Here is a 21,456-nt window from a genome sequence, read left to right on the forward strand (position 1 = left end):
TGTGCAATACAAACACATTCTGAAATAGCTAACAAATATGCCCCTGCAAGATCGAATAATATTCCCCTCCTACATCAAAAAAAATGTAACATATATCTAATAAGCACCGACCTAGAAGTGACTTTTCTCTTCTAGTTTGATTCCCCATCCATACACCTATCAAATGTCCCCTTCTTTTAGGCAACATTTGCCCCAGCACTCTCTGCTCTGACCTTTATATCATTGTAGATGTACACCAAACACAGTGGATATGACCTTTAGTTTTAGGATAGCGATAGTACTTGTTATTTTCTATTTGGGCTTTGCATCAAGCCATGCTCAGCCCCCCAACGTCATCGTGATACTGGCCGACGATATCGGTACAGGCGACATCTCTCACTACCAGCGACACTATGGACAGAATGTGGTCGTAGAAACCCCACACATCGACAAGCTGGCGCGTGAAGGTATGTTTTTTACTGATGCACATTCGCCTGCAGCACTGTGTGCCCCCTCTCGGTATTCGATATTCACAGGCAATAGCACCTACCGCAGCTACCAACCCTGGGGGGTATGGGGAGCCTATCAGCGCTCTCCCATAGAAGAAGAAGATCTAACGCTAGGCGAGCTCATGCAACAGGCTGGCTACCATACAGGTTTTTTTGGCAAGTGGCACATGGGTGGTGATTGGAAACGCAAAAGCAATCCTGACGAAATCTATAGATCACCCAGAGTAGAGCCAGAAATGGACATAGACCTAAGTGAACGTCTAGCGGGAGGCCCTATGCAAAATGGCTTTGACTATGCCTTCACCTTCCCCTCTGGCATACAAGACGTGCCTTATGCGGTTTTTGAAAACAATGAATGGTACCCACTCACCGACAGCTCAGAGCTGACCCTGATCACGCAGAAGAAAATGGATAAACTGAAGGTAAAACTAGACAAGGATGAAGGCCTGGGTGACTCTGCATGGGATCCACATGATATGGGGCCACTACTGGCCAACAAAGCAGTAGGTTTCATCACTGCACAGAGCCAGACAGCCGAGCCATTCTTCATGTACTATTGCTCAGAGGCCGTACACTTGCCTCATACGCCTCCAACTACCCTCAATGGAACAACCATCGCCGGTAGCTACCCTGTACCGCACATGGACATGATCAAAGAGCTGGACGAACAGGTCGGCCAAATGGTCACCACACTCAAAGAAAAGGGATTGTATGACAACACGCTGATCATCATTACCAGCGACAATGGTGGGCTGGGCTTCCGACAAACGCTGGCCACAGGGCACCGTCCGAGCGGTATCTTTAGTGGTCACAAAAACAGCATACAAGAAGGTGGTCATCGTGTCCCCCTGATTGCCTCATGGCCGGGTCATATCGATACGAATATGAGGTCAGATGCTGCCGTACAAGCCCTCGACATCCATGCCACACTCGCAGATCTACTCGATCAGCAGATCGGTAGCAGTCAGGCTCGCGACTCACGTAGCATGCTCCCGCTACTAGAAGGCAAAACCAAGCCTATACGAAAGCAAATGATCATCCAAGGAGGTACAAGCCGAGAAATGGCCTACTACGAAGAAAACTGGAAGCTCGTCGTACAGTTTGATCCAAAAGACAAAACAGACAAGACGCGTAAACCTAAAGCACTATACAACCTCAAAAATGACGTACGAGAAAAGAACAATCTACTGGAGACAGAAAACAAGCGAGCACGAAAGATGTTTGCTCGATTCAATGAGATGAGGGATACCTAAAACCAACACCTTGTTTTCACATCAATAGTCTTCAATAAAGAGCTCAAACACATGAACCTGAAAACCTGAGTTCGATGAATCATGCTCTATATACTTTATTCAAGGGGGTTGAAAATTATACTGTTTGAGTGGTAGCGCGTTTATAGGTTTCTAGCCTTTTAGCTTCTTTCATTGTCAATGAAAGAAGAGGGGATATTTATCTACCGTAGATATGGTCTATCTGGCTTGAAGACAAAGTGTGATTGATGCATTTCCAACAAGGGTTTAATGAAAGTTGAAATCGAACTCAGGTTGAAAGGAATTGCCTTTTATGCGGGCAGCGGATACCAAAATCATCTGCAACCCCGAACACGATGTATTGACACATGTCTCACAGTGCAATGATCGGAACAAACGATCACTGCGCTATCTTCAATGCAAAAGCATGCTGCCCCACCGGCTCCTCTGGCAAGGTGATTTCCAAGCCTTCGGCAGAATGGACCCATTTGATTTTACCCTTATAGCCGAGCAGCTCCACTTGACTAATGGTTTCGTCTAGCAGCTCCTGATCCGTTCCCAAACTACGAATCATCAGTTTTCCGCTCTCCGGCCAATCCAGTGCGATGGCGTAGAGCGTATCTCCTTTGGTAGTAAAACGGATGTCTTGCGCCACTGCATCAGGGTTTTTGTTTTCGCTCAGGTGTCCTTCCACTATTTCCTGCGGTCCTTCTCCATATATTTTCCACGGACGCGTGCCATAGATGGCTTCACCGTTGACAGATAGCCACTCTCCCATCTCGAGGAGACGATCACGCACCTCTTGCTCGATTACACCATCCGCAGTTGGTGGAATATTAAGTAAAACAGCTCCGTTTTTACTCACCACATCGACCAGAAAATCGATCAAACGATTGGTGGATTTGTACTTAGGGTTGGCTATATGTGACCAGGCCTTCCAGTCTATGGAGTCATCAGTGAGCCAAGGGAAATCCTTCTTCTCACTCATACGTGCCCGCTCCAGATCCAGTACAGCCGAACCCTTCGCCATGTCTGTAAATTTATAGGTACAAACTACCTCCTGTCCCCACTCCTCTGCCTTGTTGTAGTAGTTGGCTAGAAACTGTTGGCGATACTCCTCTCCGATAATGTCCATCTTGTTGTCAAACCAAATCATATCCGGCTGGTACTTGTCCATCAGCTCGTCGAGACGGTCGAGCCATTCCTGATTGAAAGCATCGTCTGGCAAGGGATTGGTTGGCTTATCAGCCATCACAAAAGTGCCCTCTGGCACTTTGGGACCATACAAGCCTTCGAATTGAGTATCACCAGCCTCTACGCTAGTATCCCAAGTCGGATACCAAGCATACATCCAGTGGCGGTGATAGGTCGCTACAAATTTCATCCCCTGCTTGCGTATGGCTTTTTCCATCTCTCCTACGATGTCTCGCTTTGGTCCCATATCCACAGCATCCCACTCGGTAAGCTGGCTATCCCACATCGCAAAACCATCAGCATGCTCTGCGACAGGTCCAGCAAACTGCGCTCCGGACTTTTTGAACAGCTCTGCCCATTCGTCCGCATCAAACTGTGAAGCAGTGAACATCGGGATAAAGTCTTTGTATCCAAACTCATCTAACGATCCGTAGGTCTCTTCATGATGCTTTCGTACCGGATGATCCTCTACATACATCCAGTGAGAATACCACTCCGTCTGATATGCAGGTACAGAGTATGGCCCCCAGTGAAAGTAAATTCCAAATTTGGCATCCAAAAACCACTCCGGCGTCTGATGTTGTTGGAGGGATGACCAATCAGCTGTGTATGGCTTTTCTTCCATCACTTGACTTCCCTTTTTTTCTGGATTGGCCGTGCAAGCACACAGTCCAAATATGATTAGTGAATAGATCCAATTGTTGCGTTTCATAGCGCTATTATTTTAATTCAATTTTGAATACAGTAGCCAAGCTATCCATGCCCGAATCAGGCATGGTCAGTGTTAAATAATCGTCATCGTGAACAAAATCCACGGGTGTACCAGAGCCCAAAACTGATATTTGATCAATCTCACCTTTCGGGCTGTAGCGGTGTTTGGCCAGAATACCATAGTTGATCGTTTGACCCGCCTTTGGCTCTCCGAGCAAAATCATGTACAGCGTCTTGCCATCCTTAGACTGTGTAAAACGGACATCGGATGCAGTGTACGCTACAGTAGCGGACTGACCACCAAACTCTCCCTGATCCGCTTTCGCATCTCCAAACCCATACATGACCCAAGGTCTTGTCTCAAAAATGGCTTCACCATTGGCCTCAAACCAATTCCCCATCTCTGTGAGTACTTGGCGTTGCGCCTCTGGGATACTACCATCTGCTTTGGGTGAGAGGTTGAGTAGCACAACACCATTTTTGCTGACCACATCGATCAGATTGCGTAGCACGATGGCCGTCGACTTGTACTGTTGCCCTTCGACATAGCTCCATGAGCGATCGCTGATCGTGATATCGGTCATCCAAGGTAGCTCCGACACGTCACGGCGCCCCCCCTGCTCGATATCGTGTACGCCTACCGTCGTAGGTAGATCGTTCTGCTTGTAGGCAATCACCACTTCCTGATTGTTCTTTTTTTCCTGATTGAAATAGTAGGCTACCATTTCTTTCACCTTGTCCTCTGGCATGTAGTTGAACCACGAATCAAACCAGATAATATCAGGGTGGTAAAGATCGAGCACCTCTACAATCTGGTCGTACCAATACTGGCTGAACTGCTCTTCTTCGATATTACCATAGAGCAAACGTAACTCTGGGTCGTCCGATGAGGTGTGATAGGCTGTATCGTAGGTAAAGTGACTGCCAAAGCCCTTTTCTTCTCCTTTGTATCGCTGTAAGTTTCTGGCATGGTGAAAGGTCGTGATCAGTTTCATGTCACGCTGCCTGAGCGCCTTGGCCAGCTCCCCGGTGATGTCTTTCTTAGGTCCTTTGTCTGCGGCATTCCAGGGATTGATCTCGCTGTCCCACATCGCAAAACCATCATGATGCTGCGCTACTGGCCCAGCAAAACGGGCACCTGCCTGTTGAAACAAATCAGCCCATTCGTTTGCATCGAAATACTCGCCAGTAAACGCTGGCACGAAATGGTGATAGCCGAATTCAGAAAGTGATCCGTAGTTTTCTAAATGGTACTTGTACTCCCTGCGTCCTTCGATGTACATATTACTAGGATACCACTCGCTCCCGAAGGCAGGCACAGTATAAACGCCCCAGTGAAAATAGATGCCTAGTTTAGCATCCTGAAACCACTCTGGTGCCGCGCTATGCTTAGCCAGTGATTCCCAAGACTGCTCATAGGTCGAAGTATTTTCTTCATAAGAAATACTATCGCCTGACTCGCTGCTAGAGCTACAGGATAATTGTGCCCCAATCAAGACGAGACAGCAAAATGCAAATGTGATTTTCATAGGATAAGTTGATTTGGTCATAGATTAGTCATTTCAGCTGGACAATCATTAGAAATCGTATAACACTGAATCTGATCCCAAAATGGCATCAGGTTCAGCGTTTAGACTTACTTTTTCCATTCGCTCAGTTCGAGGGCATTGAGCCATACGCCTTTGTTTCCTTTACCATTGTAATTGATCGTGATCTTCGACGCTCCATCCGACTCGAACACAACTACTGCTGTACCAGGCTCATCGAACTGCATCGACTTGCCTTCGGTCACGGTGGCCTTTAACTCTGACCCGATCAATGCATCTGAGTCCACTACGATCTCTTTCTCATAAGGCAACTTGTGGATCGTCAGCGATTTCAATTTCTCCTTGTTCGGGTCCATCGAATCACTATTGCTACGTGGGGCATGATGCCAAGTTTTGAGGCGATAGACACCTGCTGGCAATCCGTCAAAGGTTAGATTAATACCCTGATCGTCGATACCCATCACACCATCTCCGTACGCATACCCATACTTACCTACCACATTCATCTCACCAAGCCATCGGATCACGCCATCGTTAGAAGCAGTAGCCACTTCGACTGTCGCTTCACCAAAAGTCTTGAAAGCATACGTCGAAGATGTATTGTCCTCGCCATACCAATAGTTCCAACCAAACTGTACCAACTGATCAGGCGCTCCCATATCGACCCGCTCACTGTCATAGTCATAAATCGCCTCCGCATTTTTGGCTATTTCATCTGTCTGGTTGGGCACCAGTATGACTGTAGCCTTGGCAGATTTGAGTCCTTTCGCTTTCGCATAAATGGTGATCTTGCCAGTGGTCGTACCCGTTTTGATCAGCCCAGGCGCCACACCGTATTCGGTAAACATCGGGTTGGCATTGATCGCGGCATCATCGCCGATCACTGTCGCGTCTCCTTTGACCGAGAATGTGATCAAATCATCTGTACCCTCGACTACAGTGCCATTTTTGTCCACCACAGCAGCATACACCATCAAGATATCCGATCCATCCGCAGTAAACTCACGTCCTACCGTATCCACTCGCAAACGAATGGCCTTTGGGAATTCTGGTGTTTTTTTGACTGTTTTCATTTCCGATCCATCAGCAAAATACGCTTTGGCTGTCAGTTCTCCTGACTTATAGTCAATCTCACGAAAGTGAAACGGTGCATCATCTAAGCCATCATAGATTGTATCGGTACTGGCTTGGCTCCTGCCTATACTTTGGCCATTGAGTAGTAGCTCTACCTCATCGGCATTGCTATACACTGTCACCTCATCGGTGCCTTCTACCCAGTCTTCATGGATATAAAGGAAAGGCTCGTCCTTCAACTCCGCTTTGTACCACTCTGTCTCAGGGCGCGCATAGCGAAAAATCGTCATGGCACCACTGCGGGTACGGTCTTTAGGATCATCGGCCTTATCATGCGCCGGATGAAAAGTATAGTAGGCGTGAGCAGTCCAGGCAATCAATCCAGTCATACCCAGATCCTTTTTGTAAGGAGCTACAGCTGCTGGTCCTCGTCGACCCTCCATGGCAAAAATCGGCTCAGAGCGATCCCAGATGAATGGTCCGTAAAGCATATTGGCATTGATATCGGTCAGACCAGAGGCCTGCCAACCTGTCCAACGTGCGCCTTGCGAAGCGGTAAGCCTCTCTGGATCTTCCTGCTTGATCGTGTTGTGCACGCGAGGCACATAGCCACGGTGGTTGATGCCACCACCCCACATCACGACCGATGGGTGGTTTCGGTGATTGCGTACCATATCTCTGGCCGCCTGATCAAAATTTTGCCACCAGCCTTCTTCGGTACTAATCGATATCCATGATGGTGCTTCCTCATATACCAATATTCCCAGCTCATCACAGGCTTTCAATATTTCATCGTCCTGCGGATAGTGTGCCGTACGCATGATATTAAATCCATATTCTTTGAACTGGAGCATATCCTTGTAATGCAGTGCATTGGGCACAGCATCTCCGATGTAAGGGTACTGTTGGTGGCGATTGAACCCTAGCAGTTCGATAGGCTCACCGTTGAGCACAAAGCCCCTGACTGGATCAAGTTCGAATTTGCGCAAGCCGATTTTATTCTCCACATAATCCACCGTTTTACCATCAACTAAAATCACGCTATTGACACGATAGAGATAAGGGTTGTCGATATCCCATAGCGTTACATTGTCCTCTAGGCTTCCAATCTGATCAAATTGATATTCGACACCTGACGCGAGTTCCTTGGTTTCTTGGAGTTTCATGACAACTAGTCCCTCTTCGTCGATCACCCGCGTGATGAGTTGGACACTTTGTGCATCGGACGACTCATTACGCACAGCCGTTTTTATATCTATAGTTGCATTCTTGTTGACTGGGTCGATAGTTGGCGTAGTGATATAGACACCTGACCTGAGCGACTCCCAATTAAAAGTGACATGCACTGGGTCTGTTTGCACCAAATATACATCACGATACAAGCCGCTAAATTTCACGTAATCAAACGGACCAGGGTCTGGGGGCACCAGCTCGTTGCGACGATTGTCAGCCAACACGGTGACTTGGTTGACTTGGCCTTTGTCTACATAATCTGTAATATCAAAGTGAAAAGGCGTATAGCCTCCTACGGCATGCTCACCGACATGCTGCCCGTTAACCCACAAATCGGCCACTTGATGCACGCCTTCAAATTCCAGGAACACTTTTTGATCTCCAACAGGTACCTCAATCTCGCGACGATACCAACCGACCTCTCGATGAAAAACCAGCTGTGTCTTTTCGTCCTTCAAACCATCCAGGGTCAAAGAAGTCAATTTGAGCGTATGGGGCACGTTGACAGACTCCCAATCACTATCATCGAGATCCTTGGCGTAAAAATCGGCATCAGGATCGCCGAGATGAAACTTCCAGTCTTGGTTGATATTAACTTTCGTTCTTTCTGTCTCGGGAAAGCCAAAAGGCAAATCCTGAGCACTCACCCCAAAAGTCATGGTTAATACCATGAGCCATAAAAAGTAGTTCTTGCTGCTGTGTATCATGCTTTTCTTCATTCTATTGTCTTTTCCAGAAGGACTTCTTAATCGAAGTAGTCCCAATAATCATATTTGATATTCACGCTCTCTTTGTTGTCTCCGAGTTCGATCGCTTTTTGCTTCAGTTTTTCACGCATCTGGGACACGCGCTCCCTGTGCTCGGGAAAGGGCGATAGATCCTGCGTCTCCCAAGGGTCTGCACTCACGTTGAACAACTGTGTCACCCGGGAGCCCGCTTCGAACTCTCCCTCTTTTTTCGTCCAATCTGGTGCACGCACATATTCGATCAGTTTGTAGTCCCCTTCTCTATAGGCACGCTGATGCTGCCGATAGGCGTGATAGGTATAGTCTCTGATTTGCTGATTTGCTCCTGCAATCACAGCCGCCATACTTTGTCCATTGGCAGATTCTGGTGGAGTGACTCCTGCCAACTCACAGATCGTCGGAAAAATATCATGCGTATAGCACAGTGCATCGCTGCGTTGCGCTTTTTGCTGTAAGGCTCCTCCCGAGAATATCAAAGGAATATGTACCCCATCTTCGTCATAGATATTTTGCTTGCCCAGCAGGCCATGGTTGCCCACACCTAGCCCACTATCCCCTGCCAATACAATCAGCGTATTTTCATACTGCCCGCTCTCCTTGAGTGCTTGGATCACTTTACCAATCTGCGTATCGAGATGACTGATGATGGCATAATAGTCAGCCAACTGCTGACGGGCGATCTGCTCCGTCCTCGGCCAGGATGCCAGCGCCTCATCTCTCAAAAAAATATGCCCATTGTCGAATGGATGCTGCGGCATGTACGAAGGTGTCAGAGCGACCGTCTCTGGCGGATACATGTCGCGGTACTCTTGTGTCGCTTGGCGTGGATCGTGCGGCGCATGAAAAGCCAAGTACATCATCCATGGCTTGCGTGACTGGTAGTCTTCTATGTACTGTGCTGCTTCACGAGCAAATATCTCCGAAGTATGTGGGCCGTCGATTTCCGTACCTGTTGGACCTTTTTTATCGTCCTTATTGAGGGGTCGGCGGATTTCATTGTCATCCTCGTCATAGGTCAATAGGTAGGCATTGTCCCGAGTGTAGTCACCATCAGCCTGCCAATCCCAAAGCGGCATACGAAAGTGATCGGTCAGATAGACGCCACGTCCCATCACAGTGGCTCCACCATCGAAGGAGCGCGCCAGCGAAGCATTGTCCTGATGCCACTTACCTACCATATAAGTTTCGTATCCAGCCGCTCCAAATGTCTGCCCCATGGTGGTATGCGACTCAGGTATTTGGTGTCCCTGCCCTTGGAGGGTGAATAATTGTCGTCCCGTCAAAAGCATCGCTCTACTCGGTATGCAAGTCGCTCCGCTAAATGCGCCCATCAGGTAGGCTTTGTCGAAAATCACTCCCTCATGCGCCAACTGATCCATGTGTGGTGTCTGTACAGCCATACCACCCAGTGCATGTACACCAGAGTAGCGGTGGTCGTCGGTATAGATCACCAATACGTTGGGCTTTTTGCCCTTCATATGATTTTTCATCCCCTTTGCCATCACCAAATGGCTCACCGCCCATAATACTGCGATAAATAAAAACGTCGTTCTTCTCCTCATCTAATTCTTTGTTTTGGGTTGAAACTGCCGTTGCTCTACATCTTGGACTCTAATGGCTGAGCGTTGGTCATCTGCCTTTAGTTTGAAATCATAATCGATCAATTTCAAATCCGTAACATTGCGCGCATACATCCCATAAGCAGGCAGTACACCAAAAAAACTAAACTCTGGATAACGCGCGGGCATCTCCTCTGGTATCAACTGTCTATGCTCATCCATACCACCTCCTGACACTAGTATCTCAATATTGTCCAGTTGTACTGAGCCGATCTTATAATCTGGCGTACCGGTGATCAAAATGCCACTCGGTGGATTAACACGTGACGAATCCAAGCTACGAGTGCTGGCCTTCAGATTGCTAATCGTGACTGAATCTATACTTCCTACAGGCTGCTGTGGTGCATCCCGATAGGTTCGTCTTCTTTCGCCCAAACGGACAAAAATGGGCATCTCCGTATCTGTCATCTCTATGCTATCGATTCGAATGTGGTGAATATTAGCACCATCTACACTCAGTATCTTGATGCCCCCACCTTTCGTATCGTGGATTTGACATTGGCTAATGTCAATGTGGTGCATATCTCCCATCGATTCAGTTCCAAACTTGATCGCCCCCCAGTCACTTTTCAGCCGACAGTTGCGTACAGTGGCGCTGTGCGTCGGCTCAGGGCTAGTCGTCTTGAAGCAGATTGCATCATCACCTGTATCAATATTGCAGTTACGAATGATAGCGTCGTGGCTAGAGTCCAAATCTATACCGTCATTGTTGCGATGGGCATGACTATAGATGTCAATACCATCGACCAGAATGTCGGTCGATTGGAAAAAGTGGCAAGTCCATGCGGCAGGTTGCCTAAGGTGAATATCTCGTAGCTCTATACCACTGGAACGAACAAATCGTAAGAGGAAAGGACGATTGCCCATCAACTCATTGATTTCCTCTTTGGTTAATCCCTGGTCTGCTAGTACTTTCTTCAGTGGTCCCTGATGAAAGGCAGCTCCCTGGCCATCTATCGTTCCCTTTCCTGAAATTTTAACGTTCTTCACATCAAGGGCACCTATCAGGCATTTGCCCCTCACCTGGCCTGTAGCATCGGTAAATGCATCAATGCTCTGATAGTCTCTAGGATCGGTACTCCCCAGCAAGGTAGCGCCTTCTTGAATATGAAGTTCCACATTGCTCTGGAGCAGAATCGTGCCCGTCACAAAAGTGCCCTCTGCTATCAAAACCTGTCCTCCTCCTGCTTGGTGACAAGCATCGATGGCCGACTGAATAGCCGTTGTATTGATGCTCTTGCCATCACCCACCGCTCCAAAATCCGTAACACGAAAGCTACTCGGTGCAGCACAGCCCCACATCGAAAGGAATACAATACAGTAGGTCAGTAATCTAAATCTGTGTCTCATCGTTTAACGATTTTCTTTGGTTTGATCAGTGAATAATTGGCTAAAACAGTACCCAAGAAGGCATTCTCTACATCTTCGAGTACTACCGGTGGACGCTGGTCTGTGTCCACCGTGATCACTTCGAAGTTGTCAATCTTCACCCCATCGACATGACGCAGGTACAAACCATAGGCAGGTAGCGTACCTACCAAACGAAACTCCGGCCACCAGCCATCGAGCACATCGAGCGTGTACTCAGGTAGATCTTGTTGGTCGGCTTCCTCCTTCGTCCCTCCTCCAGAGACAGTAAACAACACATTGCTAATCGAAATATTTTCAATAGGGTGCTCTGGCATACCAGTAATAAAAAAGGCGGAATTTTTGTCTAGCTCACGATTGTCAGCGATGATCTTATCGAAGATAAAACTATGCATGGCCTTCATCGGATACATCTCCTTTGGGGCATCTACACAGGCACGCTGCTGAGCAAAAGTCATAAAGACAGGTCTTGGTACATTTTTCATCACGAGATTAGAAAAGACCATATTTTTCATCTCGCCGCCTTCGTTCATTTGGATTTTCAATCCCGAATCCTGAATATCTCGGAAGGTGCAATTGCTGACTGTGACTGACTCAAAATTGCCCCGTGACAGCAAACCAATGCGCAGACCTGCCCACTTGGAGGTGAAGGTACAATTGGTTACTACTACATTTTTGCAAGGCTTGTCGGGCCGAGAAGCCTGTAGACAAATCGAATCATCGCTCGTATCAAAACTACTATTGGACACCCGCACGTCCGTGCAGCCATCAAAGTCCAAGCCATCACCATTGTGATTGGATCGGCTATAAATGCGAATACCCTCGACTACTATATCGTCGCAATACAACCATGCAGAAGTCCAAGCCGCTGGATTAATCAAATTGACATCCTTCAAATGAATGTTGCGGCAGTTGATGAAACGCATCATCATTGGTCTGCCTGTTTTTCCATTGAAAAACCGGGTGTGCCCATTGCCATCGATCGTACCATGTCCTTCTATCGCAAACGAATACGCATTTTTAGCGAAAATCAAGCAACGATCCATGTGCGGCTCGTTCTTGTACATATTCTTATGTGTATCAGTCGCATAATCGGCTATATCAGGACTGCCTTTCAGTATCGACCCATTTTCCAGATAGAGCGTCACATGATCTTTGAGATAGATGGTGCCGATTACTACGGTTTTGCCTCCTGGAATCACCACTCGTCCACCTCCCGCTGCTGTGCAGGCATCTATGGCAGCCTGTACGGCAGGAGTATCTCTAGTGCTACCATCTGCTACTGCCCCATAGTCTTCCACATGATAATCCTTGGCTTGCAGTGCTATGCCCAAGTGGAGAAAAACAATGAGTATGCTCCATATTTTCATATCGCCTTGTTAATCATGATTCGAGTGGTCATTATGGTCTTGCCCCGATCTTTCACTTCCATCAGGTACAAACCATCGGACAGGAAGGAAACATCGAGTCCATTGCTATTGGCAATACTCCCCTTGTACACAGGCTGCCCGGTCAGCGAAAAGAGTCGACAAGTCATCCCTCGGCAATCCTGATTGAAGAAAAATTGGCCTTCGGAGGGATTAGGATAGACGATTATTCCCTTGCTCTTGTCATTCACCTCCAACACTTCGCCAGGACATAAGCCAGTTTCTGGTTCCACTCCCGTATTTCCTCCTGCACAGGTGCCACATCTGTCGTAATAAGCCTCACCTCCTGCATCCCCATTACAATCAATCGCCTCCACAGAAGCATCAATCTCCCAATCAGGACCAGGAACCCAATATTCAGCGCCTACTTCGTAAGCTCCGATATCAGGCTTCCCTCCAGTATAACCATCCGTGTACTCGTCCAATACAGTACCTGTATTGATGGCTCCAGAAGCCACTATAGGTGTAAAATTCTGATTCGAAAAATCCTCGAAAGGGTTAGCATTGCGTTGCAAAGTGAGATTAGTGCCTTTGGAAGTATTGTAAAGGGTGTCTTTGGTTAACTCTGCATCGTTAGCCAAATTATTGAACAGCTGCACATTATCTAGACCATAGCCATTGACCCATCGCGCCATGGCACTACTGTTTTCTCCAGTACCCGCCCAGATAGTATTGTTGTACAACAGCAGATTGGTTCCAGCCCAGTTGATCTGGATATTAGACCATTCGAGATCCCAAAACACATTGTGATCTACGATGACATCTTTGGTCGTGTTATCAAGATATATACCAGTGGCTTTGTAGCTTTCATAATTTTCATTGCGGCTTTCAGAATCATGAATCCAGTTATGATGAATGCGTGTATTATTGTATCCATTACAACAGAGATAAATAGCCCCACAGTCGTCGTTGAGTAAGTTGGAATGATGAAAATCATTGTAGGCTACTTCAGCCCCATTACCTCCTCCATTCATTAGGTCACGCCCCGTATTGAAAAATTCGTTGTAAGTGACAGTATTCTTTCCCTCCAGACGAATCGGGGCGTCATAGCTAGCAATGAAATCAAAGTTGCCGACATAACAGTTGGTCACAGTATTGTCTATACCACGAAGCATGATTCCAGAGCACGCACCCCACTGGATATTCATGTGTTCGATCAGGTTGCCCGTCGATTGATTGCTAAACTCTACTGAGGCTTTATTGACCCGGAAGGAGCGCTGTCCCTCGCTGCCCACGGCACCTGTACTATAGTTGCCCCACAAGATTTCGCCATTTTTCAGGATACAATTTTGGGCACCATTGAGCGTCACATTTGCTCCTAATATTTTGATCCCATCGATGGTTATATTTTGCCTGTTGTCAAGATCAATAGCTGTAACTCTCTGTCTGACATAGACAGTATCATCTACTAGACTGGCTTTGTCTGGCGCCATGAAGTAGGCCTTCTTGCTGTCATTGTCTACGTACCACTCACCAGGAGCATCCAGAGCGGCTAGGGTATTCATCAGTATGAACTCACCTCCTTGCGCTGGACTGTGACTACCTCCAAAACTCCATGAGGTCGGTAAAGTCTCGTAAGCCACGAAAGAGGAGGAATAATCAGTAATATCCCTTCTCCAAGAAGTCCATCGGTTTTTGCCCAAAAACCAGATATGTCCACCCTGATCCCAGTTTTGATCTGGGATATTATCGAAGGACACACTCGTGTTATTACCTGTAGTCCATGGAGCTTCCAGGTTGAAATGATCAAAATCTGTCTTATTGGGCCAGCGGGCTAGGATCATACCTTGACCATCATAGTAGATCAGGTTTTGATCTTCGAGGGTGGTTGGCAAATCAGCTACATAAATATCTCCCTGATACAGCTCCCAGCTATCTACTGCATCGAATCCAGATATAATCACCTCCTCGTCCGCCGCGGCAGTGAAACTCAAGTTGTCTTTAGTAGGCTCGATCGTCTCAGTATAAATTCCGGCATGAATGATACATTGATCACCGGCACCCATCACCTGAATCGCTTTCCCTATGGTAAGAAAAGGTTCTGCTTCGGTTCCAGCCTGACTGTCATCTCCTGATTTGGAGACATGAAAATCCCTAGCCTGCAACACAAAACCTGCTACAAGCAAACCTATCGCTAATAAATATTTCATAGTTGTTTTATCTTTTTTCTCCGGCACTCGCCCGATCTAAAATTCTCTGGCGTTGCGCCTCTTCTTTGCTCACATTCGCTGCATGGGGGTCGTCCCATTTGGGTGCTACATTTTGTTGATCCCAAGTCTCATACAGCGCCATAAGTTCTTTCACTTTGTCAGGTTGCCTTGTAGAGAGGTCCTTTTGTTCATAGGGATCCGCCGACAGATCAAACAACAAGGTCTCATTTTTATAAGCAGACATGACCAACTTATAATCTCCCTGACGCAGGGCATAGCCAGCCCCACCCGAATAGCGCCAGAATAGTGCATCGTGAGGTGCTTCTTTTTCTTGTCCACCGAGGTATGGCAGCAAGTCCACGCCATCTAGTGATTTGGATTTTGGTGTTCGAATATCTGCAGCAGCCAATACGGTAGGAAAAACATCTAAAGCAGAAATAGGCTGAGCAAAACGCTTTCCTCCTTGTAGCACTTTGGGCCATGAAATCAAGAAAGGAACACGAATCCCCCCTTCAAAGAGCATGCCCTTGTGTCCACGAAAAGGAGCACTACTCGCGCCATGTATATGAGCACCATTGTCACTGTAAAAAATAATCAAGGTGTTTTCATATTCTCCTGTGTCTTTGAGTTTTTGAATCACACGCCCAATACCCTGATCCATCCCTACCACCATCGCAGCATAGGCTGCTCGCTCTCCATCCTCGATATGAGCCACCTGATCAATGTACTCTTCAGTAGCCTGAATCGGCGCATGGGGTGCGTTGTAGGCTAGATACATAAAAAAGGGATCCTCTGATTGGGCATAGTTGTCGATGTAGCGAACGGCCTCTCTACTAAAATCATCTGTCAGATAAGTGAGTGAATCTTGCCCTACAGGTATCCCATCTCTGAGCACTCCTTGTATTTCTTTCTTGTTGCCCAAATCCCCCCAATAGTTGAAACCTCCGCCATAGAACCCATACCAATCGTCGAACCCACGGTTAGGTGGCCAAAATTTTTGATCATCTCCCAGGTGCCACTTACCCACTGCACAAGTTTGATAGCCCTTTTTCTGCAACAGCTCAGAGAGCAACAGCTCATCAAGGGGCAAACCATCCTCTGAACCAGCCGTTTTGTAGGGGATATTGCACTCATGCCCAAAATGCTGCTGATAGCGACCCGATAGCAAACCCGCTCTACTGGGACTACAGTAAGGATGTGAGGCATAGCCCGCCTCAAAGCTCACTCCCTGAGCCGCCAATCCATCGAGATGAGGCGTAGGTATGTCCGTACCACCGTTGAAACCTACATCCCCCCAACCCTGATCGTCGCTCACGATGATCAAGATATTGGGTCTGTCTTTCATTTTCGCTGGTTTTGTAGCAGCTACTACCAAAATGGCATTAAACAAAAAAACCAGTAATATTGACCTTCTAATCATTCCAGTGCTCATCGATTACCTTTTGGATATGCGGGTAATTTTCATCCCCTTCGTTTAGCTCTCCTCTTAGTGTTAGCAATTGTGATTTCAAGTCTGCAATCTCCTCTGCATATGCAGGATCGCTGTAGCGGTTATTCATCTCTTTAGGATCATCCTTCAGATCATAAAACTCCCAAGCGACAGGTGTATGTCTAGTAAAGTCATTGCCCCAGCTGGCTTTGTTCCACTCGGCATTGGGATCATCTGTATCTACCCAATAGCGACCATAGTAGAATATGAGCTTCTGTGTTTTGGTACGAATCCCAAAGTGAGCTGGATTTTGATGACGATGTGCCAGATGCATCCAATATCGGTAGTAAGTAGACTGTGGCCAGTCAGCAGGTTCATCTCCAGTCTCTAGGATTGTTTTGAAACTACGTCCCTGCATGTAATCAGGAGTTTTACCTCCAGCCATTTCAATGAGCGTAGGTGCAAAATCCGTATTGTTGATCATGGCATCAGAACGCGTACCTGCCTCGATGGACTTAGGGTATTTCACAATGAAAGGCATGCGCATAGACTCATCATACATCCATCGCTTGTCGATATAATCGTGCTCTCCGAGCATAAAACCCTGATCACCTGTATATACAATGATGGTGTTCTCCATCAAGCCTTCCTCTTCCAAATAGGCAAAAAGTCTGGCCAGGTTATCGTCCACTCCCTTCACACATCGAAGATATTTCTTGAGATAATCCTGATAGACCTTGCTGGCATTGGCCTTAGATTCGGCATCATACTGCCATGCTTCTAGGTCTTCTGCAACAATATCCTCTGCATTGCCATAGGCACGGCTAATCGATGAATCTGGATAAATATTGTTCGCCTGAGTTCGGATTAGGTTGCGTTCCGAGACCGACGAACCTATGATTCGCGTCAGAGAATCATTCTTGCCTCTTACTGCTTCTGAACCATGATTACCCATCTCATAAAGGCTCTTTGGCTCTGGGATGAAAGTGTCCGCTAGGTACTCCTCATATCTTGGTGCATTTTCGAAATCATCGTGTGGTGCTTTATAATGATGCATCAAGAAGAAAGGCTTGTCCTTGTCTCTTTTGGACTTAAGCCAATCCAAAGTAGCGTCTGTGATCACGTCCGACGAGTGTCCTGTGGTTTGGATGGTATTGTTAGGCCAAGGCTTATCACCCTGTACTCTAAACAGTGGATCGAAGTATGTGCCTTGTGATTTGAGCACCTGATAGAAATCAAATGAAGCAGGTTCATTTTTAAGGTGCCATTTGCCCACAATCGCTGTTTGGTAGCCCAAATTTTTCATCTCCTGTGGCAGGTATTGCTCTGCAATTTCCAAATCTCCTTCCAAATCTAGTACACCATTGGCCTGACTGTGTTGCCCCGTTAGGATTGCAGCTCGACTGGGTGTACAGATAGAATTGGTCACATAGCAATTGTCAAACACGACTCCTTCACTTGCCAATTTGTCGATAGTCGGTGTGGGGTTGAGCTCTGCGAGTCGACTACCATACACCCCTATACTCTGTGTGGTATGGTCATCAGACATGATAAAAATGATATTGGGCTTTGTCGTCTCCTTATGTTCCTGACCACAGGCAGACAATATCAAGAAAGACAAAAACCAAAAACAATAGTAACCTCCTAAATTATATCTCTTCATAATCCTATAAAACCAACCGGACAAGCTTAATCACCTGTCCGGTATTAAATCAAAACATATTCAAATTCTCGTTTTAGATTGAAATCGCCAGTGTGTGTGCAAAATCACCTACTTTTTCCTTTGGCAACATTACGATCAGTCCTTCTTCTGTTTGCTCCCAGACCAAATCCTCTTCACTTCCTAACAACTGAACATCTCCAATTTTTTCAGGAGCGTACTCTGCGCCTTTTGCTAAAGTTTTAATCCTGATCTCACCGCTTTCTGGCCAATCCATGGCTATGGCATACAGTTTTCCTTCCTTAGTCGTAAACCGAATATCCTCTGCTGACATGCCCTTGTTGTTGCCTTCTGAGTGATGGCCTTTGGCAACCTCCGTAGGCCCTTCACCGAAGGTTTTCCAATATTCGGTCTCATAGATCGCTTCACCATTGGTGTTAAGCCACTCTCCTATTTCGAGCAAAATTGCCTTTTGATCTTCTGGTATCGTACCATCTGATTTAGGTCCTACATTGAGCAGCAGGTTTCCGTTTTTGCTAACGATATCAACCAGATCGTCTACCAGCTCGTTGGTCGTCTTGGACTTCCAGTTGGTCACGTAACTCCAAGAGTTTTTGCCAATCGAAGTATCCGTCTGCCATGGCAGCTTACGGATACCTGGCAGTTTGCCACGCTCCAAATCATAAATCACCGTTCCTTCGGGAAATGCCTCATGGCTAAAATTTTTGTCCTGCAGCACTACTTCTTTGCCCCACTCTAATCCTTTGTTATAATAGTAAGCTGCTAGCTTTGGACGCATCTCTTCAAAATCAGGAATGTCTACATAAAAGTCAAGCCAAAAGATATCTGGTTGATAGTTGTCCAGAACATCTTTGGTACGTTCCCACCATCTCTGTTTGAATTTATCAGAAACAGGCTCTGTTAGGTCTTTACCTTTAGAGCTATACAAATCTGCATATTCAGGATCTACCGTATCAAAATGATCCTTTTTATTGTAAAAAGACCAGTTGAAGGCAAAATGCGAAGAAGTTCCCATGATCATCCCTTTGGCACGTCCCGCTTTAAACAACTCCCCTAGCACATCTCTCTTAGGCCCCATATCATAGGCATTCCATCGGGTGGTATTGGATTTATACATAGCGAACCCATCGTGATGATCTGCAACCGGGATGACATAGCGTGCTCCCGCCGCTTTAAAAACATCTATCCACTCGTTGGCATCAAAATTTTCGCCCTTGAACATAGGGATAAAGTCTTTGTACCCGAATTCCTTTTGATCCCCCCATTGCTTTTTATGATGCAAAAAGACTTTATTTGGCCCAGTTTCTCCAGGGTTCAACTGAGCACTAAAAGTAGCCGTGTCCATATACATCTGACGTGGATACCACTCTGACCCGAATGCTGGCACGCTATAAGCCCCCCAGTGAATGAATATTCCAAATTTCTGATCGTTAAACCATTCAGGATCTGAATAATTCGATTTGATTGACTCCCAATTCGGCTCGAACACTTTCGAAGAGGAATCCTTCTCAGCCAACTCTTTGCTCTGAGTTGTACAAGCTACTATTCCCAAAGCCACGAAACATACTTTCAACCTGGTCAATAACCCTAATTTCTTTTTCATTGATTTTATTTTATGCATTTATGTATTGTCTTTTAAGAGGTATCGGCTCATCCCTATAACCTGTACCTAAGGTTCTTACTATCGAGGTATTCATGCTTTTCAGGTATTCACTAGGTAGATACCCATACTGCTTCTTAAAGCAACGGGTGAAATAAGAAGCAGAATTAAAGCCTGATTTATATCGAACCTCCTTTATCGAACATGCACCCGACCTGAGTAATGCCACTGCATGTTTTAGCCGAATAGTTCTAATGAATTCGCTTGTCGAAAACCCCGTCAATTCCTTGAGTTTGCAATAGAGTACGCTTCTACTCATTCCACTGGTTTGGACTAGGCACTGGACATTAAATTCAGTATCTGCAATATTCTCTTCTATGATGGCAGTAACACGTTCCAGCCATGTGGTAACCATGAATACCGATGAGCCTGAGAGTTCTTCCGTCCCCATAAAACTAAGCTGCCTAAGTCTCATTGCTGATTGATGCTTAGTATACAGTAAAATAGGAGCTACATGTGATGATACTATATCTATTACCCCTTGTTGCAATAGTTCCACCTGTATCTCAGTATCCAAATCATCACTCAAAACAAAAACTGATGTTTCTTCTAAAACAAACCACCGAGGATACTCTTTGTTAAATTCATCCCAAAGAAAATATGGAACCAAAACCACATCGATGGCAAATAACGCTTTGCCTGTCCCCACAACTTCAAATTGAGGAGATAACCAATGCTTATCTTTATTTTCCAGCACATTCGATCCATATACTATCACCGTAGTTTGCTTCATATAACCTTCTATTTGGATTCAAAAAACTTCAAACTCACTACTCAAAGATAGAGGCTACAAGACGGCATGTTGTAAAAGAATTGAAAGCTAAAGCAGGGGGATTTAAAGAAAGTCAGGGGGCAAATCCATCTCTAAAAGAGGGGGAGAATCACATCAATAGCTCAGTAAACATATAACCAACCGAAACCAGTTCATATGATGCCATGCCTATAAACAAAGAAGGCAGCCAATGGCTGCCTTCTTTAAAATAAAACTAGATCATTATTCCCATTTTTCGAACCGTATACCATTGTCTCTGAATACCAAAGAATCAGATACGTAATGTACATCACTCGCTGTACTAGGGTCGCTATCCTCATCAAACTCATAGGTATAACTGTAAGAGATCGTATTGTCCTTAACCACTCCTGAAAAATCATTGATGGCTAGTTGAGCATTAGGTTTTGACAGATCACCACTTACTTCCATTGTTTCCATATCTATCGTCAATTCTAATACGTCTACAAAGTCGGTTGCTTTTCCAATAGCTGGCAACAACAGTTTGTTTTGTCCCAGCGTACTCAGATCTACCGTCTCATTGTATACCAAAGTATCCGTACTGTATCTAATAACATTATCCACATCTACAGAGTCAGCGCCCATACGGTAGTAAGTACCGTGGTAATCATTGATATACTTGACCATTAGCAAAGTATAGTGCTTGCCATACAAAACAGAATCAGTCGTAAACTGAACCAGTTTAAGTGGAAGAATATAGTGATCCTGATAAGACAATGCATCATTATAAAACTCATCTGTCATCACCAATTCAAACTCTCCTTGAAACGAACCTGACGGAATTTTTATCAAGGAATCCTCATCTACTCTCAACTTATAGTGAGTACTAGGCAACACTGCAAATCTACTATCTGTCAACAAAGCGTCATCTTTACTAAAATAAGCGTACTCATTCACTGTATTGTCACGCTTTCCGCCCAATACGATACCTACCTCTATCACCGAATCCTCCAGCGTAACCGTACGCATAGGCTGCTGATGAGGAAAGTATACCGCCGTGTAATCAAAAGGTTTTTCGTAATCTTCGTAGCAAGCAGTGGCTAAAACCACCACTGCTATCAACATCATATATATTGCTTTTTTCATCTT

Annotated in this window: 13 protein-coding genes; 1 reads left to right on the forward strand and 12 read right to left on the reverse strand. The window is 46.0% G+C overall.

The window, feature by feature from the left end; genetic code table 11:
* Positions 1 to 250 precede the first annotated feature (250 nt).
* Entirely contained in the window at positions 251 to 1,741 is a 1,491-nt protein-coding gene (locus BGP76_RS09305) for an arylsulfatase (protein ID WP_119844462.1), read from the forward strand.
* Between the two features lie 397 nt (positions 1,742 to 2,138).
* Here the strand turns inward: BGP76_RS09305 and BGP76_RS09310 are convergent, their stop codons facing one another.
* The 12 genes from BGP76_RS09310 to BGP76_RS09365 form a co-directional block, all read right to left on the reverse strand.
* Positions 2,139 to 3,644, reverse strand: coding sequence for an alpha-L-fucosidase (locus tag BGP76_RS09310; RefSeq protein WP_119844463.1), 1,506 nt, complete (start codon positions 3,642 to 3,644; stop codon positions 2,139 to 2,141).
* A gap of 7 nt (positions 3,645 to 3,651) precedes the next feature.
* The gene (locus BGP76_RS09315; protein ID WP_119844960.1) at positions 3,652 to 5,172 is read right to left on the reverse strand and encodes an alpha-L-fucosidase; all 1,521 of its coding nucleotides are present in this window, start codon (positions 5,170 to 5,172) and stop codon (positions 3,652 to 3,654) included.
* 107 nt (positions 5,173 to 5,279) lie between these two features.
* Positions 5,280 to 8,216 (reverse strand): glycoside hydrolase family 2 TIM barrel-domain containing protein, encoded by a 2,937-nt coding sequence (locus tag BGP76_RS09320; protein ID WP_255416095.1) that lies wholly within the window; start codon positions 8,214 to 8,216, stop codon positions 5,280 to 5,282.
* A 26-nt stretch (positions 8,217 to 8,242) separates the two neighbouring features.
* A complete protein-coding gene (locus BGP76_RS09325) occupies positions 8,243 to 9,805 on the reverse strand; it encodes a sulfatase-like hydrolase/transferase (protein ID WP_255416096.1) in 1,563 nt (520 codons plus the stop codon).
* Positions 9,806 to 11,212 (reverse strand): glycoside hydrolase family 28 protein, encoded by a 1,407-nt coding sequence (locus BGP76_RS09330; protein WP_255416097.1) that lies wholly within the window; start codon positions 11,210 to 11,212, stop codon positions 9,806 to 9,808.
* Positions 11,209 to 12,600 carry a glycoside hydrolase family 28 protein gene (locus BGP76_RS09335; RefSeq protein ID WP_119844466.1) on the reverse strand — a complete coding sequence of 464 codons (1,392 nt, stop codon included), beginning with the start codon at positions 12,598 to 12,600 and terminating at the stop codon, positions 11,209 to 11,211. The genes BGP76_RS09330 and BGP76_RS09335 overlap by 4 nt, the downstream gene beginning before the upstream one ends.
* Positions 12,597 to 14,807, reverse strand: coding sequence for a T9SS type A sorting domain-containing protein (locus tag BGP76_RS09340; protein ID WP_147407438.1), 2,211 nt, complete (start codon positions 14,805 to 14,807; stop codon positions 12,597 to 12,599). Before BGP76_RS09340 ends, BGP76_RS09335 begins: the two co-directional genes overlap by 4 nt.
* A 7-nt stretch (positions 14,808 to 14,814) precedes the next feature.
* Positions 14,815 to 16,152 (reverse strand): sulfatase, encoded by a 1,338-nt coding sequence (locus tag BGP76_RS09345; protein ID WP_252737005.1) that lies wholly within the window; start codon positions 16,150 to 16,152, stop codon positions 14,815 to 14,817.
* A 67-nt stretch (positions 16,153 to 16,219) separates the two neighbouring features.
* Entirely contained in the window at positions 16,220 to 17,899 is a 1,680-nt protein-coding gene (locus BGP76_RS09350; protein WP_119844469.1) for a sulfatase, read from the reverse strand.
* Between the two features lie 73 nt (positions 17,900 to 17,972).
* A complete protein-coding gene (locus tag BGP76_RS09355; protein WP_119844470.1) occupies positions 17,973 to 19,520 on the reverse strand; it encodes an alpha-L-fucosidase in 1,548 nt (515 codons plus the stop codon).
* Between the two features lie 10 nt (positions 19,521 to 19,530).
* A complete protein-coding gene (locus tag BGP76_RS09360) occupies positions 19,531 to 20,310 on the reverse strand; it encodes an AraC family transcriptional regulator (protein WP_073124244.1) in 780 nt (259 codons plus the stop codon).
* Between the two features lie 261 nt (positions 20,311 to 20,571).
* On the reverse strand, positions 20,572 to 21,453 hold the full coding sequence (locus tag BGP76_RS09365; RefSeq protein ID WP_073124242.1) for a DUF1735 domain-containing protein: 882 nt from the start codon (positions 21,451 to 21,453) through the stop codon (positions 20,572 to 20,574).
* Positions 21,454 to 21,456 lie beyond the last annotated feature (3 nt).

It is taken from the genome of Reichenbachiella sp. MSK19-1 (assembly GCF_003590315.1).
Lineage (GTDB): Bacteria > Bacteroidota > Bacteroidia > Cytophagales > Cyclobacteriaceae > Reichenbachiella > Reichenbachiella agariperforans.